This is a genomic window from Cupriavidus sp. FW305-46 (assembly GCF_058787075.1).
Window position 1 is genome coordinate 98,218 of the sequence record NZ_JBYSZI010000015.1, and the last position, 15,770, is coordinate 113,987.

Below are 15,770 nucleotides of genomic sequence, written 5' to 3' on the forward strand. Positions count from 1 at the left end.
ACCCATGGCCTCCATCCTGATCCATCGCTGGCGCGCGCTGCGCGCGGTTTGCGGGCGCGAGCTGCGCAAGTACCTGCGCCAGCCCGGGCGCCTGCTGTCGTCGCTGGTGCGCCCGCTGCTGTGGCTGCTGGTGTTTGCCGCGGGCTTCCAGAACGCGCTGGGCGTCGCCATTGCGCCGCCCTACGACACCTACATCGAATACAAGGTCTACGTGGCGCCCGGGCTGCTGGGCATGATCGCGCTGTTCAACGGCATGCAGTCGTCGCTGGCCATGGTGTACGACCGCGAGATGGGCGTGATGCGGCTGCTGCTGACCGCGCCGCTGCCGCGGGGCTGGCTGCTGGCTTGCAAGCTGGCGGCGGGCACGGTGCTGTCGCTGCTGCAGATGGCCGCGTTCCTGCTGGTGGCGATGGCCTTCGGCATCCGCTTCGAGCCCCTGCACCTGCTGGCGGCGACGGGCGCCATGGCGCTGGCCGCGCTGATGCTGGGCGCGCTGGGCCTGCTGCTGTCGGTCCATGTGCGCCAGCTCGAGAACTTTGCCGGCACCATGAACTTCGTGATCTTCCCGATGTTCTTCATCAGCTCGGCGCTGTACCCGCTGTGGAAGCTGCAGGAGTCGGGCGCGCAGGTGGTGTACCAGCTGGCCCGCTTCAATCCCTTCACCCACGCGGTCGAGGCGATCCGCTTTGCGCTGTACGGGCAGGTGGCGCCGCTGAGCCTGGCGGTGGTGGCGGGCAGCGCGGCGGTGTTCTTCGCGCTGGCGCTGCAGGGCTACGACCCGCAGCGCGGCATGGCGCGCCGGGGGCAGCAGGCATGAGGCGGCGGACGCGGGGCATGGTCCTGCTGATGGCGGCCGCTCTGGGCATGGCCAGTCCGGCGGTAGCGGCTGCCGCGGCAGACGGCGCCGTCATCGCGCACGGCGATCCGCTGCAGTCGCCGCAATGGGCCTGGATCCACAAGGAGCTGCTGCAGGCTGGCCCGGTGGTGTTCGACAGCCGCGTCAGGGTGACCGGGCCGGCGTTTGCGGAAGACCCCATGCGCGTGCCGATCGCCTTCGATGCCTCGGCGCTGGGCGAAGTGGATCGCATCGTGGTGGCGGTGGACCGCAACCCGATCCGCGAGGTGCTGGCGTTCGAACCGCTGCGGGTGCGCCCGTCGCTGTCGTTCCGCTTCAAGCTGGAACAGGCTTCGCCGGTGCGGGTGGCGGCGCGCACGCGCGATGGCACCTGGCATGTCGGCAGCGTGCTGGTCGATGCCGGCGGCGGGGGCTGCACGGTGCCTGGCGCCACGCGCCGCGACGGCAGCTGGAGCCGCACGCTCAACCGCGTGGACGCGCGCGTGTTCCCGGGCTTCGGCGGGGCCGCGGCGCGCGTGCGGCTGCGCGTGATGCACCCGATGGATACCGGCCTGGCGGCGGGCATCCCGGCGTTCCATATCGAGACCCTGGTGCTGGCCGACGCGGCCCGGCAGCCGCTGCTGCGCCTGACGCTGCATGAGCCGGTTGCCGAGAACCCGATCTTCTCCTTCGACCTGCGCGATGCCGTGCAGCCGGGCATGACGGTGGCCGGCCACGACAACAACGGCAACCGCATCGCCGCGCGGGTGTGGCAATGAAGCGACGCGTACTACTGTGGTTGCTGCTATGCCTGGCGGGCCAGCCCGTGCCGCCGGCATTCGCCCAGCAGGCCGTGCTGCAGCCTCCCGACTACCGCCTGGCCCCGCGCGAGATCGCCGCGGGCGTGTGGCTGCTGGAAGGCGCCAATGCCGACTTCGCGCCCGGCAACGGCTGCAACATCATCAATACCGCGTTTATCGACACCGGCGACGGCGTGGTGGTGATCAACACCGGCCCGTCGCGGTTGTATGGCGAGCAGCAGCGCAAGGCGATTGCATCGGTCACGGCCGCCCCGGTGCGGCTGGTGCTGAACCTGAACCTGCATCCCGACTATTTCTTCGGCAACCAGGCCTATGCCGATGTGGGCGGCAGCGCCCTGGCCGGCACCATCGACGGGGCGCGGCGCGAGGGTGCCGCTTATGCCGACAACCTCTACCGCCTGTGCGGCGACTGGATGCGCGGCACCGAGCCCGCGCCGGCTGCCCACGCGCTGGCGCCGGGCCGGCGCACGATCGGGCGCCATACGCTGGAGCTGGTGCGCCTGGACGGCCATACCGGCGACGACCTGGTGGTGCTGGACCACAGCGCGGGCGTGGTCTTTGCCGGCGGGCTGGTGTTCCGGCAACGCATTCCGACCACGCCGCACGCGGATATCGGCCGCTGGCTGGCTAGCCTGGACCGGCTGCAGGCGCTGCTGGCCGACAGCGGGGCGCGCGTGCTGGTCCCCAGCCACGGGCCAGTGCCTGCGGCCGGCGGCGGCGCAGAGGCCATCGCGCAGACGCGCGGCTACCTGCAATGGCTGGATACGCGCCTGCGCGAGGCCGCGGCGCAGGGGCGGGACCTGGCCGAGGTCATGGCGATGCCGGTGCCGCAGCCCTATGCGCACTGGGCCGCGATGCCCGCGGAGTACCTGCGCAACGTCGGACATCTCTACCCGGCGCGCGAGGAAAGCGCGCTTGGCCACTGACGCCGGCCAGCCGTGGCGGGCTGTTCAATTCTGGAGCAGCTGCAACGCAGTGTTGCGCGCTGGCACGGCTGGCATCACGCAACCGGGCCGCAACCGGCGTGCTGGTGCGGGGATGCGACTGGCATGGGACTTGCCAAAGGCATGTCTGGTGTGTGGCGCAGTGGCGCACCAGGGAAACCCAAAACAAGAGAGGAGATGGCAATGAGGACGTTACGAGTAGTGATGGCGGTTGCGGCTGCCGCGGCCAGTCTGGCCGCGCAGGCGGCAGTGACCGATGCCATGATCGAGAACGACGCAAAGAGCCCCGGCGATGTGTTGTCGTGGGGCATGGGCCCGCAAGGCCAGCGCTATTCCACGCTGTCGCGCATCAATACGAAGAACGTCGGGCAGCTGGTGCCGGCGTGGTCGTTCTCGTTTGGCGGCGAGAAGCAGCGCGGGCAGGAATCGCAGCCGCTGATCCATGACGGCAAGATGTTCGTGACGGCCTCGTATTCGCGCATCTATGCGCTGGACGTGAAGACCGGGCGCAAGCTCTGGAAGTATGAGCACCGGCTGCCCGAAGGCATCATGCCGTGCTGCGACGTGGTGAACCGCGGTGCGGCACTCTACGACAACCTGGTGATCTTCGGCACGCTCGATGCGCAACTGGTGGCGCTGGACCAGAAGACCGGCAAGGTGGTGTGGAAGGAGAAGCTGGAGGACTACGCCGCCGGCTATTCGTACACGGCGGCGCCCATGATCGTCAAGGGCATGGTGCTGACCGGCATCTCGGGCGGCGAGTTCGGCGTGGTGGGCCGGGTCGACGCACGCGATGCCAAGACCGGGCAGCTGGTGTGGTCGCGGCCGGTGGTGGAAGGCCATATGGGCTACAAGTACGACAAGGACGGCAACAAGACCGAGAACGGCGTGACCGGCACCGCCAACGCAAGCTGGCCGGGCGAGACCTGGAAGACCGGCGGCGCCGCCACCTGGCTGGGCGGCACCTATGATCCGGCCACCGGGCTGGTGTATTTCGGCACCGGCAATCCGGGCCCGTGGAACAGCCATATCCGCAAGGGCGACAACCTCTACTCGGCCTCGACGGTGGCGCTGGATCCCGCCACCGGCAAGATCGCCTGGCACTACCAGAACACCCCGAACGACGGCTGGGATTTCGATGGCGTCAATGAGTTCGTGACCTTCGACCTGGACGGCAAGCGCATGGGCGGCAAGGCCGACCGCAACGGCTTCTTCTACGTCAACGACGCGGCCAGCGGCAAGCTGGTCAACGCCTTCCCCTTCGTCAAGAAGATCACCTGGGCCACCGGCATCGACCTGAAGAGCGGCCGCCCCAACTACATCGCCGAAGGCCGCCCCGGCGACCCCGCCGCCGGCAGCGACGAGAAGAAGGGCAAGTCCGTGTTTGCCGCGCCGGGCTTCCTTGGCGGCAAGAACCAGCAGCCGATGGCCTACAGCCCGCAGACCGGCCTGTTCTACGTGCCCGCCAACGAGTGGGGCATGGATATCTGGAACGAGCCCATCAGCTACAAGAAGGGCGCTGCCTTCCTGGGCGCGGGCTTCACCATCCAGCCGCTGAACGAGGACTACATCGGCACGCTGCGGGCCATCAACCCCAAGAGCGGCAAGATCATGTGGGAGGTCAAGAACAGCGCGCCGCTGTGGGGCGGGGTGATGACCACTGCCGGCGGGCTGGTGTTCTGGGGCACGCCGGAAGGCTACCTGAAGGCGGCCGACGCCAGGACCGGCAAGGAGCTGTGGCAGTTCCAGACCGGCAGCGGCGTGGTGGCGCCCCCGGTCACCTGGGAAGAGAACGGCGAGCAGTACGTGGCCGTGGTGTCCGGCTGGGGCGGCGCGGTGCCGCTGTGGGGCGGCGAGGTGGCCAAGCGCGTGAATTTCCTGGAGCAGGGCGGCTCGGTGTGGGTGTTCAAGCTGCACAAGAGCTGAGCTGGCGGGAGATGACACTGCCCGGCGCACGCGCGCATCGCATCATGGGTGCGATGCGCGCGCCGGGCGCGGGTGCAACAGGATGAAACGGGACTCAGGTATGAAGAAGGAATGGATGGCGCTGGCGGTGGCTTCGGCGCTGCTGCCGGGCGCGGCACTGGCCGGCACGGCCGCCGACATGCAGGCCCTGGCCGACAAGAGCGGCTGCTTTTCCTGCCATGGCATGCAGTCAAAGCTGGTGGGGCCGGGGTTTGCCGAGGTGGCCGCCAAGTACAAGGGCGACAGCCAGGCGGCGGAGCGGCTGGCGAAGAAGATCCGCGAAGGCGGCAAGGGCGCGTGGGGGCGGATTCCGATGCCGCCGCATGGCAGCCTTGCTGAGGACGATGCGAAGAAGCTGGCGGAGTGGGTGTTGAGTGCCAGCTGAGGCCGGCGACTGTCTGGACGATGCCGGCATGCCGGCAAGGAACCCCGGCTGGCGCCTGCCATGCCGGGGTTTTCCCTTTCTTAGCGCTGGCCGCTGCTCAGCCGCAGCGAGTTGCCATCGCTGCGAAATACCATCGCTTGCTCGCGCGCCTGCGCCACGGCCAGCCGGCCCTGCAGCACGATCTCGCTGACCTTGTCGTGCGCGCCGGAGCGCTCGCACACCGGGTCCGTGGCGGCGGCGTCGCCGGTGACCAGGAACGCCTGGCAGCGGCAGCCGCCGTAGTCCTGCTCGCGCTGGTCGCAGGAACGGCAGGGTTCCTGCATCCACTGCGTGCCGCGGAAACGGCGGAAGGCATCGCTTTCGGTCCAGATCTCGCGCAGCCCCTGCGTGGCGACGTTGGGCAGCGCCAGGCCCGGCAGCATGCGCGCCGCGTGGCAGGGCAGCGCGGTGCCGTCCGGCGCCACGCCAAGGAAGGTCGTGCCCCAGCCGTTCATGCACTTCTTGGGCCGCGCCTCGAAGTAGTCAGGCACCACGAACAGGATCTGGCATTGCCTGCCGATACGCGCGCGGTACTGCCGGACCACGGCCTCGGCCTCGCGCAGCTGCTCATGGGTGGGCAGGAGCGCCAGCCGGTTCTCCCAGGCCCAGCCGTAGTACTGCGTGTTGGCCAGTTCCAGGTATTCGGCGCCCATCTGCAGGGCCATCTCGATGATGGTGCCGACATGCGGCAGGTTATGCCGGTGCAGCACGCAGTTCATCACCATCGGGTAGCCGTGCGCCTTGATCATGCGCGCCACGCGCTGCTTCAGGTCGAAGGTGCGCGTGCTGGACAGGAAGTCGTTGAGCTCGCGGGTGGAGTCCTGGAACGACAGCTGGATATGGTCCAGGCCGGCATCGCGCAGGGCGGCAAGGCGGGCATCGGTCAGGCCCACGCCCGAGGTGATGAGGTTGGTGTAGAAGCCCAGGCCATGCGCATGCCTGACCAGTACTTCAAGGTCCTTGCGCAGCAGCGGCTCGCCGCCGGACAGCCCGAGCTGCACCGCGCCCAGCGCCCGCGCCTGGCTGAACACGTCGCACCATTGCGCGGTGCTCAGCTCGGCCGTATGCCGGGCATAGTCCACCGGGTTGGAGCAGAAGGCGCAATGCAGCGGGCAGCGGTAGGTCAGCTCGGCCAGCAGCCACAGCGGCGGGCCGGGCGCGGCCTCAGACCAGCCAGCCGCGTTCGATGGCATGTTTGACAAAGGCATGTACCTCCGGGGCGATGCCCTGCACGCCAAACGCGGCCTGCAGGTCGTCGATCAGCATGTCCAGCGTGTGGCTGCCGTCGCAGCGCTGCAGGATCGCGGCGGCGCTGTCGTTGAGGGTGACCATGCCTTCCGGGTACAGCAGCACCCAGCTTTGCTGGGAGGCTTCCCATTGCAGGCGAAAGGTCCGGTGCAGGGTCGGTCTGGCGAGGTCTTGCGTGCTGGCTGTCATGGGTTGGCTTGCTGGATGGCGTCGAGCATCGACCAGAGCACGTCGAGCTTGAACTGCAGGATGTCGAGGGCACGCTGCTGTTGCGCCGCGCTACGGAAGTGGCCCAGCGTCACGCGCAGGCCATGGTCCACGTCGCGCTGCGCGAGCGGAATGCGAGAGCGGAAGTAGTCCAGCCCGGCGGCCTCGATCCACGGGTAATGCGTGGGCCAGCCGGCCAGGCGCTCCTGGTGGATTGCAGGCGCGAACATCTCCGTCAGCGACGAGCACACGGCTTCCTGCCACGGCGCCCGGCGCGCAAAGTTGACGTAGGCATCGACGGCAAAGCGCACCCCGGGCAGCACGTGCCGGTGGCTCAGCAGCGCTTCGCGCTCCAGGCCCACCGCCTGGCCCAGGCGCAGCCAGGCCTCGATGCCGCCGGGCTGGGTGTCGGTGCCGTCGTGGTCAAGGATGCGCACCACCCACTCGCGGCGGGTGTTGCGCTCGGGGCAGTTGGACAGGATGGCGGCGTCCTTCAGCGGGATGTTGTCCTGGTAGTAGAAGCGGTTGGCCACCCATGCGCGGATCTGCGCGGGCGAACACTGGCCCGCCGCCATGCGCTGGTTGAAGGGATGGTGGATGTGGTAGCCGCTTTCCATGGCGCGCAGGCGGGCCTCGAACTCGGCCTCGGTCCAGGCGATGGGGAGGATGGCAGATGTCATAGTGCGATTTCCATGCCGTCGTACGCGACCTCGATGCCGTGTCGCGCCAGCTCCGCGCGCTCCGGCGAGTCTTCCACCAGCACCGGGTTGGTATTGTTGATATGGATAAGGATCTTGCGGCTGGCGGGCAGCCGCTCCAGGACCTCGATCATGCCGCCGGGTCCGGACAGGGCCAGGTGGCCCATGTCGGCGGCGCTCTTGCCGGAAAAGCCCGGCGCCTGCATCTCGTCGTCGCGCCAGAAAGTGCCGTCGACCAGCACGATGTCGGCGCTGTGCAGCTCGGCAAAGACGTGGTCGTCGATGCGGCCCAGGCCGGGCGCATAGAAGGCGCTGCGGCCGCTGCGGCGGTCTTCGATGCGCAGGCCGATGTTGTCGCCCGCGCGCGGCGCGTGGCGGTTGGGCGAGTAGGGCGGGGCCTTGCTCTCCAGCGGTATCGCCGTCAGTGTCACGCCGTCCAGCGGCGGGACTGAAAACGCGGTGCCGTCGCAGGGCAGGGCATGCGTCTGCAGCCCGCAGTAGTGCGACAGGATGCGCGTCAGCGGGAAGGCAGCGCCCAGGTCGTCGAGCACGGCGGCGGTGGCATAGAGCGGCAGCGCCTGGCGGTGTTCGCGCAGCATCAGCAGGCCGGTGACGTGGTCGATCTGCGCATCCATCAGCACCACCGCCGCGATCGCGGTGTCGCGCGGCGCGCGCGCCGGCTGCAGCGCGGGTGCCTGGCGCAGCTGCTGCAGGATATCGGGTGAGGCATTGACCAGGATGGCATCAGGCCCGTCGCCCGTCAGCGCGATCGATGATTGTGTGCGCGGCGTGGCGCGCACCGTGCCGCGGCGCACGCCGTCGCAGTTGTGGCAGTTGCAGTTCCACTGCGGAAAGCCGCCGCCGGCGGCCGACCCCAGTACCCGGATGCTTGTCATGGCGTGAGCGCTTGGTGTTGGGTCATGGCTTCACGGGGCAGGCGCCAGCCCTGGCGCCTGCCTGCGTTGGTTGTGCTTGCGGTCCGCGGCTTGCCTGTCGGCGCAGCGCCGGTCGCAGGCACCGCGGCACGTTCAGCGGTTGGCGATGTACATCGTGATTTCAAAGCCAAGCCGCAGCTCGGTGTAGGCGGGGGTGGTCCAGCGCATGTCTCTCTCCTTGGGTGGCATGGTTAGTGAATATCGTTGTGCAGCGGCGCCTGGCTGCCGCCCGACTGCCGCATCCCCTCAAGGCAACATCCATGCCCGACGCATCAACGATTTCTGCCGGCTTTTCCGACGCGGCCACCACCTTCCACTTGCGTACGCCCGACGCCCAGCGCGTGCATGTGCGGCTGGCCGGCGCCGCGGACGGCCAGCCGTGGCTGGTGCTGCATGGCGGGCCGGGCAGCGGCTGCTCTGCCGCCATGGCGCAGTGGTTCGACCCGCGGCGGCACCGCGTGGTGATGCCGGACCAGCGCGGCGCCGGCCGCTCCAGGCCGGCCGGCTGCCTGCGCCGCAATACCGTGGGCGCGCTGCTGGCCGACCTGGAGCAGCTGCGCCGCGCGCTGGGCATCGAGCGCTGGGGCGTGGTGGGCGGATCATGGGGTGCGGCACTTGCCCTGGCGTACGCGGCGCAATGCCCGCACGCCGTGGCGGCGCTGGTCCTGCGCGGCACCTTCCTGACTGGCCGCGACGATGTGCTCGCGCTGTTTTCACCGCGCCATGGGGGCCGCCGCATGCTGCATTGCGTCAAGGCATGGGGCGAGCGCTTGCCCGATGCGCGCGCGCGGCTGCTCACTGTGTCACGGCTGTTGCAAAGTGGTACGCCTGTTCAAAAACGGGACACTGCCGCGGCGTGGCAGGCGAGCGAACAGGCGTTGCTGGGTCTTTCCCCTGCGTCGCATTCGCGCCGGCAGCCGCGGCCTGAGCGCATGGCCGCGGTGAACAAATACCGGATCCAGGCGCACTACCTGCGCAACCGGGCCGGACTGGGCAAGCCGGCCCTGCTCAGCGCGGCGCGGGTCATCGGCGCGCATGGCCTGCCGGTGACGCTGCTGCATGGCCGCGCCGACAAGGTCTGCCGTCCCGCCAACGCGCTGCGCCTGCAGGCCGCCATGCCGGGCGCACGGCTGGCATGGGTGGACGGCGGACACCTGGCGGCCGGGGCCATGCGCGACGCCCTGGTGGCCGCGATCCGCGCCGCGGGCTGGCAGCGGTGATGCCCACGACGCGGCGCGGCTTTCTTGGCGCCACGCTTGCGCTGGCCATGAACGGCTGGCGCCCGGCGGCCGCTGCCGGCACGCGGGTCACGCTGGAGCGGCTGCAGCCAGGCGTGTACGTGGCCCGCGCCGGCAATGCCGAAGCGGCGCGCGCCAACGCCGCCGAAGTGGTGCCGACCCTGGTCCATCTGAGCGGTGCGGGCGTGCTGGTGGTGGACCCCGGGCCGCAGGCGGCGTGGGGCGGTGCGCTGCTCGGCGCCATCCGGGCGCTGACGCCGCAGCCCGTGCGTTGGGTGGTCAACACGCACGCCCACCCGGAGAACGTGCTGGCCAATGCCGCGTTCGCACGGCTGCGGCCCCGGCCCGTGTTCCTGGCTTCCGCCGCCACGGCTGCGCTGATGCGGCAACGCTGCGCGGCCTGCCTGGCCCGCATGGCCACGCTGCTCGGCAACGGTGCCATGCGCGGCGCCGCGATCGTGCTGCCGCAGCCCGCGCTGCAGCACGATGGCTGGCTGCACACCGGCGCTACCACCTGGCAGGTGCAGGTTTATGCGAACGCGCACAGTGCCTCGGATACGGTGCTGTACGCGCCGCAGCTGCAGCTGCTGTGTGCGGGTGGCCTGGCTTACCGCGAGCGCGTGCCGGAGATGCACGAGGCCTCGCTGCAGGGGTGGCGCCGTGCGCTGCGGCGGCTGCAGGAGCTGCCGGCGCGCACGGTGGTGGGCACGGCGGTGGGCACGCCCGCCCAGACGCTGGCGCCGACGCTGGCCTACCTGGATGCGCTGGCGCACGGAATCGGCGCCGCGCTGGCCGCGGGCAGCGATGCCTCGCGCGCCAGCGACGCCGTGGCGGCGGAGCCGTTCCGGCATTGGCGCCATTTCCAGTCGGGCCACCCGCTGAACCTGCAGCGCGCCTGGCGCGAGCTCGAAGACCTGTGGATGCAGGGCGAGCCGCTGGCCTGAGCGCGCGGCTGCCCTGGTGCGTGGCCGGGATCAGCCGGCCTGGTGGGGCAGCCCGCGGGCCTCTTCCATTTTCCGGTAGACCGTATTGCGCGAGATCCCCAGCGCCTTGGCCGCCGCAGAGATATTCCCGTTGTGCGCCTTGACCGTGGCGACAATGGCCATGGCCTCGACATCGGCCAGCCGCGTGGGCTGCGCGCGCGGCAGCATATGGCCCGCGGGCGCCGCCGCATGCCCCTGGCGCTCGCGCAGGTCATCGAGGAAGTCGTCGGGCAGGTGGTCCTCGGTGATCTCGGCTTCGCCTTCCGCCATCAGCCGCGCAGTGCGCAGCAGGTTGCCCAGCTGGCGGATATTGCCCGGCCAGTGGTAGCGGCGGAACATCTCCATCACCGACTCGCGGATGCGGGGCGGCTCGCCGGGTTGCACGCCGGCCTGCTCCTGGCGCAGCAGCCTGGCGGCCACCACGTCGAGGTCGCCGCGCTCGCGCAGGGCCGGCAGCCGCACCACCAGCCCGTTGAGGCGGTAGTAGAGGTCTTCGCGGAACTGGCCGTTGGCGACCAGATCACGCAGGTTGCGGTTGGTGGCGCACACCACCGAGACATCGATATGGATGACCTTGCTGCTGCCCAGCGGCGACACCGCGCGTTCCTGCAGCGCGCGCAGCAGCCGCCCTTGCAGATGCAGCGGCATGTCGCCGATCTCGTCCAGGAACAGCGTGCCGCCGTTGGCCAGCAGCATCTTGCCGATGCCGCCCTTCTTGCGGGCGCCGGTGAAGGCCCCTTCTTCATAGCCGAACAGCTCGGACTCGATCAGGTTTTCCGGGATGGAGGCGCAGTTCACCGCAATGAACGGCCCGGCATGGCGCGGGCTGTCGGCGTGGATGGCGCGCGCCATCAGCTCCTTGCCGGTGCCGGTCTCGCCCAGCACCATCACCGGAATATCCTTGCCGATGACCTTGCGCAGCTTGCCGATGACCGCGCGGATGTGCGCGTCGCCCGTGTCCAGGTCGTCCAGCCCGGGCGAGCGGGCGGGGCCTGCGGCCAGGCTGCGCGGTGCGGCGGCGGTGCCAGGCTGGACTGCGTGGCCGGCATCGGTGTTGCCCGGCAACGATGCGGCGGGTGACTTCCATTCGACCCGGGCGCTGACCTTGACGCCGCTGGGCAGGTGCAGCTGGACGATGCCCGCATGAGCCGCGCGCACCGCGTCGAACAGCTGCGACATCGACAGCCCGAACAGCGAGGAGAAGGTGTGCGCATGCAGGGCGCCATTGGACAGGCCAAGCTGGAACTGCCCGCTGCGGTTGGCTGACAGGAAGCGCCCGCCAGGCGTGAAGGAGACGATGCCCTCGACCAGCGTGCCCAGGAACTCCGCGCGCGAATGGAAGCGGATGCACACCATGTCACGGAAGGCGTTGCCGAACAGCTGGTTCTCGATCATCTGCGCCGACATCCGCACCAGCGCCATGGTGTGCTTGTGGAAACCGCGCTGGTCGCCGGTCACATCCAGCGCCCCCACGGTCTTGCCGTAAGGGTCGAGGATGGTCATGCACGAGCAGGTCAGGAACTGGTTGGCCTCCAGGAAGTGGTCGGCGCCGTGTACCAGCGTGGCCCGGTTCTCGGCCAGGGCCGTGCCGATGGCGTTGGTGCCGCGGCGCGCTTCCGACCACTCCGCGCCCGGGCGCAGCGCGACCTGGTTGGCCCGGGCCAGAAAGTCGTCATCGCCCATCGAGTGCAGGATCAGGCCATCGGCGTCGGTCAGGATGACCATGCTCTGCGTATTCACGATCTGGTCGTAGAGCGTTTCCATCACCGGCAGCGCATAGGCGAACAGCGACTGGCTACGCTCGATCCGCGTTTTCAGCTCGCTCTGCAGCACCGGGCAGAAGTCGGGCGATTCATAGGGACGCAGGCCATAGGACTCGGAACGCTGGTGGGCCTGGGCAATCAGTTGGTCGCGCTCGGGCTGCCCCGTGTCACCCGGGGCGCCCGCCGCGGGGCGGGCCGGTTCCGGCTGGAAGGTCATTTCTCTGTCTCCTGTGGAAAGTCCGCCCGCGATCTTTGCGCGGGTCGCTGTCGGCGTCGCCGGGGCGCATGGTCGACAGTGTTGCGTCATGAAGCAAAACACTTGCCAGGGTGTGGCAATCCGGGACACCCGTGCCGCGATGCTGCGTTGCACTGAACCATGGCGGCGCGGTGAAGCCTGCCTGCAGGCGCCTCCGGGCCTGGTCCGGCTGGCTGGTATGGCTCTTGCGGAAACAGGGCAAACAACCAAGACCCGTCCACTGTAGGAGACATCCATGAAAACGCAGCACCGCCTGCTTGCCTTGCTCGCGCTTTGCGCGTCCCTGACCGCCGTCCCGGCCGGCTCCGTGCTGGCCCATGGCGACGTCACGCCCCAGGCCGTCGATACCAAAGCGTTACCACAGCTGGGCGACGAATGGCGCCCGGACAATCCCTACCGCAGCGGCGATGCGCACAAGGAGGCGCTGCGCATCGGCAGCTCGGCCTATAACCAGAACTGCGCGCGCTGCCATGGCCTGGAAGCGGTGTCAGGGGGCATCGCGCCGGACCTGCGCAAGCTTGACGGCGACTGCGTCTCACTGGCGGATGCAAAGAAGAAGCAGGCGTGCATGAGCGAGATTTCGCAGTTCTACACCACCACCGTGCGCAAGGGCCGCACGCGCGACGGCCGCGTCTACATGCCGCCGTTCGACGGCGTGCTGAGCCAGGAGGCGGTGTGGGCCATCAAGACCTACCTGGAGTCGCGCCACGAGTAAGAGGCGGCTGCGCCGGCAGTCCTTCACGTTGTCCAGCCCCGGCCCGCAGTGCCGGGTCAACGCATCTTCCAGGAGCCATCCCATGCCCGCCAGCCCTGTCCGCGGCCCCAGGCATTCCGTGTCCCCCATGCCGGCGGCGCCGGCAGGCGCCGTGCGCTGGCTGTGCGGCGCCATGCTGGCTGCCGGCGCGCTCCTCTTCTGCGCGCAACCGGCCCAGGCCGACCTGGCCAGGATCCGCCAGACCGGCACCCTCAAGGTGGCGGTCTACAAAGGCTTGCCGCCGTTCTCCGCGATCGCGGGCAGTCAGGCCGCGGGCATCGACGTGGCCCTGGCCAGGGCACTGGGCAAGGAGCTGGGCCTGTCGGTGGCGCTGATGCCGTTCGATGCCGATGAAAGCATGGCTGACGACTTGCGTGCCATGGTCTGGCGCGGCCATTACCTTGGTTACGGACCGGCCGACGTAATGCTGCACGTGCCGGTCGACCGCGCCTTCATGCGCGAGAACGACAAGGCGCTGATCTTCGCGCCGTATTACCGCGAGACCTTCGTGCTGGTGCAGGACCGCGAGCGCGTGCCGGCGGTGCGCGGCCTGGAAGACCTGGCCGGGCAGCCGACCGGCGCCGCAGCCGGTTCGGCCGGGGCCAATGCGCTGCTGTCCGGCGCGGGCGGCGCCTTGCGCGACAAGGTCAGGATCTACCCCGAAGCCGACGCGGCATTGCGCGCGCTGTTCTCCGGCGAGATCGCGGCGGCGATGGTGACGCGCGCCCAATACGAGAGCGCGCTCAAGGCCGCGGGGCAATCCGGGGCGCGCTTTGCCGCGACGGAACCCAGCGCGCCGCTGCTGCCGCGGCGCGGGTGGGCCGTCGGCATGGCGGTCAAGGCAGGCGAGCGGGAACTGGCCGAAGCGCTGGAAAAGGCGTTGAGCGCGCTGCGCAGCAATGGCGAGCTGGCGCGCATCTTTGCCGGCTACGGGGTGTCGATGCAGGCGCCGTGAGGGGTGGGTGGCGAGCGCCTCACCGGGCCGGCCTGCCGGCCCGTGCAAGCGGCAGCGTCTGCAGGCGCTCGGCAACGACATTGCGGATCGCCTGCGGCGCGTCCAGTTCGTCCAGCATGCGCGGCCAGTTGGCATGTGCCAGCGCGACGGCTTCCCTGACGGCGGCGGTCGCAATGCGCCGCGGGACGCCGGCCTTCTCCGCGATGGTCTCGTACGTTGCCAGGGTTTCTTCACGCTGCCGCTTGTCGATGGCAACGTTCTGGCCATAGGTCGCAAAGCCGGGAAGCGCGGCCACGCAGACGATGTCGTACGCCGGTGACAGTTCCGGCAGGACCCCGTTGTGATAGGTCACCGAGAAGTTCTTCAGGTGCGCATCGCTGTTGCCGATCAGCGTGTTGACCGCCTGGCGCAGGAAGAACTGCCGCGCATGCTCGACCCCGCTCGGGCTCAGGCGATACAGGGCGGCAACGAGCTGAATGTAGCTCTCGATGCCGGCGTACTTCTTCGCTGGCATCCTGCCCAGCATCTGGCAGCCGTCTTCGGCGTGCACACGCCCGGCCGGGGTGCGGTCAAACCTGTCCACCGCAAGGTAGTGCAGGTTTTCGCCCAGCGATTCAACCAGTCCCTCGACCTCGATGGTCGAGACTGGCAGCACTCTGGTCGGCGCGACATGGACGCCGGCGGCGGCCGCAAGCTGCATCGAGATCGATTCGTTGAACACCTGCGAATCATCGTTCCTGGCAGGAAGCTTGGCGATGATGTCGGACAGCCTGCCCTTGGCTGGCAGGGTGTAGCGCTTGTCCTGCAGCACCGTCGACAGGGCCAGCTTGTTCTGCACGCCGGACACCGAGGCCGCGCCCTGGGTGGCGCCCTCCACCACGGCAATTTCCAGGTTGTCCGCGCCGCCGGTCACGCCATACGTCCGCGCATACTCCGGCAAGGCGCCGATGTCCGCCGGCACGATGACGACGGCCCCGGGGAGATCATTGCCGGCCGATGCCAGGATGCCGAAATCGTCCTTGTCATCGGGATTGCTCCGCGTTGCCTCGAGCCGCTTGCGCAGTTCGCCCTCGGGCAGCAGGCCGGCAAAGTAGGGCGGCAGTTCATGGCCCGTGCTGTAGACGGCAGGATGAAAGGGGTTGTCCAGCACCTCGGCGGTGGCCTTGCGGCCGGCCTCGGTCGGGACGCTGATCGACAGGCTCAGCGTGGGGCGGCGCGTGTCGCCCCGAAAGGCTTCGGATGGCACGAACCGGACATTGCCGCTGGCCTCGCACAGGTAGCCGCATAGCTGGTCGTAGAGCCGGACCTCAAGAAAGCGCGGATGCAGTTCGTAGCTCATTCCTGGTCCAGGAAGATGTCGACTGCGCTGCGGGCACTGCGGTCGGGCCCGCTGCCTTTGCCTTCCAGGACTTGCCTGACTTCCTGTGCCCGCTCGTTGGGCACCAGGACCCATTCCGCGTCCAGGGCGGCCGCCAGGGCTTCGAGGGTGGATGCGCGGCTGTCCTTCTTCCCCAGCAGGATCGCCGACAGGTTCTGGCTTGCCATGCCCAGCACCCGCCCGATCTCGGTCAGGGTCTTGCCTCTGGCTTCCCGCATGTCGCGGCACTGAGAAACTAATGACATAGCATTATTTCACTGATATATGCATGTCCTAGTATGATACATCGGCGCGCCGATATCCAGGCGTGTATCATCTGATAGTAGCTATATCTCTAGAAAATAATACTATCGAATTATTTTCTAT

The 15,770-nt window shown here is 69.0% G+C and carries 17 protein-coding genes; 9 read left to right on the top strand and 8 right to left on the bottom strand.

Features of this window, described 5'->3' with window-relative positions; translation table 11 throughout:
• Positions 1 to 4 precede the first annotated feature (4 nt).
• The 5 genes from AC3WON_RS10055 (at position 5) to AC3WON_RS10075 (ending at position 4,950) form a co-directional block, all read left to right on the top strand.
• The gene (locus AC3WON_RS10055; RefSeq protein ID WP_492351731.1) at positions 5 to 817 is read left to right on the top strand and encodes an ABC transporter permease; all 813 of its coding nucleotides are present in this window, start codon (positions 5 to 7) and stop codon (positions 815 to 817) included.
• A 17-nt stretch (positions 818 to 834) separates the two neighbouring features.
• A complete protein-coding gene (locus AC3WON_RS10060; RefSeq protein ID WP_492318612.1) occupies positions 835 to 1,614 on the top strand; it encodes a quinoprotein dehydrogenase-associated SoxYZ-like carrier in 780 nt (259 codons plus the stop codon).
• Positions 1,611 to 2,582 carry a quinoprotein relay system zinc metallohydrolase 1 gene (locus AC3WON_RS10065; RefSeq protein WP_492318611.1) on the top strand — a complete coding sequence of 324 codons (972 nt, stop codon included), beginning with the start codon at positions 1,611 to 1,613 and terminating at the stop codon, positions 2,580 to 2,582. The genes AC3WON_RS10060 and AC3WON_RS10065 overlap by 4 nt, the downstream gene beginning before the upstream one ends.
• 201 nt (positions 2,583 to 2,783) lie before the next feature.
• The gene (locus tag AC3WON_RS10070; RefSeq protein WP_492318610.1) at positions 2,784 to 4,526 is read left to right on the top strand and encodes a PQQ-dependent methanol/ethanol family dehydrogenase; all 1,743 of its coding nucleotides are present in this window, start codon (positions 2,784 to 2,786) and stop codon (positions 4,524 to 4,526) included.
• Positions 4,527 to 4,626: 100 nt separating this feature from the next.
• On the top strand, positions 4,627 to 4,950 hold the full coding sequence (locus AC3WON_RS10075; protein WP_010809773.1) for a c-type cytochrome: 324 nt from the start codon (positions 4,627 to 4,629) through the stop codon (positions 4,948 to 4,950).
• 80 nt (positions 4,951 to 5,030) lie between these two features.
• On the opposite strand, the gene pqqE is transcribed toward AC3WON_RS10075, so the two are convergent.
• From pqqE to pqqA, 5 genes are all read right to left on the bottom strand, one after another.
• Positions 5,031 to 6,182 (bottom strand): pyrroloquinoline quinone biosynthesis protein PqqE, encoded by a 1,152-nt coding sequence (gene pqqE, locus AC3WON_RS10080; RefSeq protein WP_492351738.1) that lies wholly within the window; start codon positions 6,180 to 6,182, stop codon positions 5,031 to 5,033.
• Positions 6,154 to 6,426 (bottom strand): pyrroloquinoline quinone biosynthesis peptide chaperone PqqD, encoded by a 273-nt coding sequence (gene pqqD, locus AC3WON_RS10085; RefSeq protein ID WP_010809775.1) that lies wholly within the window; start codon positions 6,424 to 6,426, stop codon positions 6,154 to 6,156. Before pqqD ends, pqqE begins: the two co-directional genes overlap by 29 nt.
• Positions 6,423 to 7,124 carry a pyrroloquinoline-quinone synthase PqqC gene (gene pqqC / locus AC3WON_RS10090; protein WP_492351732.1) on the bottom strand — a complete coding sequence of 234 codons (702 nt, stop codon included), beginning with the start codon at positions 7,122 to 7,124 and terminating at the stop codon, positions 6,423 to 6,425. The genes pqqD and pqqC overlap by 4 nt, the downstream gene beginning before the upstream one ends.
• Positions 7,121 to 8,038 (bottom strand): pyrroloquinoline quinone biosynthesis protein PqqB, encoded by a 918-nt coding sequence (gene pqqB, locus AC3WON_RS10095; protein ID WP_492318608.1) that lies wholly within the window; start codon positions 8,036 to 8,038, stop codon positions 7,121 to 7,123. Before pqqB ends, pqqC begins: the two co-directional genes overlap by 4 nt.
• A 132-nt stretch (positions 8,039 to 8,170) precedes the next feature.
• Complete coding sequence (gene pqqA, locus AC3WON_RS10100) at positions 8,171 to 8,245, bottom strand: pyrroloquinoline quinone precursor peptide PqqA (RefSeq protein ID WP_010809778.1); 75 nt, start codon at positions 8,243 to 8,245, stop codon at positions 8,171 to 8,173.
• Between the two features lie 92 nt (positions 8,246 to 8,337).
• On the opposite strand from pqqA, the gene AC3WON_RS10105 reads away from it, so the two are divergent.
• On the top strand, positions 8,338 to 9,297 hold the full coding sequence (locus AC3WON_RS10105) for an alpha/beta fold hydrolase (RefSeq protein ID WP_492351733.1): 960 nt from the start codon (positions 8,338 to 8,340) through the stop codon (positions 9,295 to 9,297).
• Positions 9,297 to 10,259: an MBL fold metallo-hydrolase gene (locus AC3WON_RS10110; RefSeq protein ID WP_492318606.1), complete on the top strand. Its 963-nt coding sequence runs from the start codon at positions 9,297 to 9,299 to the stop codon at positions 10,257 to 10,259. The genes AC3WON_RS10105 and AC3WON_RS10110 overlap by 1 nt, the downstream gene beginning before the upstream one ends.
• Before the next feature lie 30 nt (positions 10,260 to 10,289).
• On the opposite strand, the gene AC3WON_RS10115 is transcribed toward AC3WON_RS10110, so the two are convergent.
• Positions 10,290 to 12,278: a sigma-54-dependent Fis family transcriptional regulator gene (locus tag AC3WON_RS10115; protein ID WP_492351734.1), complete on the bottom strand. Its 1,989-nt coding sequence runs from the start codon at positions 12,276 to 12,278 to the stop codon at positions 10,290 to 10,292.
• A 274-nt stretch (positions 12,279 to 12,552) separates the two neighbouring features.
• Between AC3WON_RS10115 and pedF the strand changes: the two genes are divergently transcribed.
• Together pedF and AC3WON_RS10125 are read left to right on the top strand one after the other, a co-directional pair.
• Positions 12,553 to 13,032, top strand: coding sequence for a cytochrome c-550 PedF (pedF, locus tag AC3WON_RS10120; RefSeq protein ID WP_492351735.1), 480 nt, complete (start codon positions 12,553 to 12,555; stop codon positions 13,030 to 13,032).
• Positions 13,033 to 13,114: 82 nt separating this feature from the next.
• A complete protein-coding gene (locus AC3WON_RS10125; protein WP_492351736.1) occupies positions 13,115 to 14,026 on the top strand; it encodes a substrate-binding periplasmic protein in 912 nt (303 codons plus the stop codon).
• Positions 14,027 to 14,045: 19 nt separating this feature from the next.
• On the opposite strand, the gene AC3WON_RS10130 is transcribed toward AC3WON_RS10125, so the two are convergent.
• Positions 14,046 to 15,365, bottom strand: a complete 1,320-nt coding sequence (locus AC3WON_RS10130; RefSeq protein WP_492351737.1) for a type II toxin-antitoxin system HipA family toxin — start codon at positions 15,363 to 15,365, stop codon at positions 14,046 to 14,048.
• Positions 15,362 to 15,622 carry a helix-turn-helix domain-containing protein gene (locus AC3WON_RS10135; protein ID WP_010809785.1) on the bottom strand — a complete coding sequence of 87 codons (261 nt, stop codon included), beginning with the start codon at positions 15,620 to 15,622 and terminating at the stop codon, positions 15,362 to 15,364. Before AC3WON_RS10135 ends, AC3WON_RS10130 begins: the two co-directional genes overlap by 4 nt.
• Positions 15,623 to 15,770: the final 148 nt, after the last annotated feature.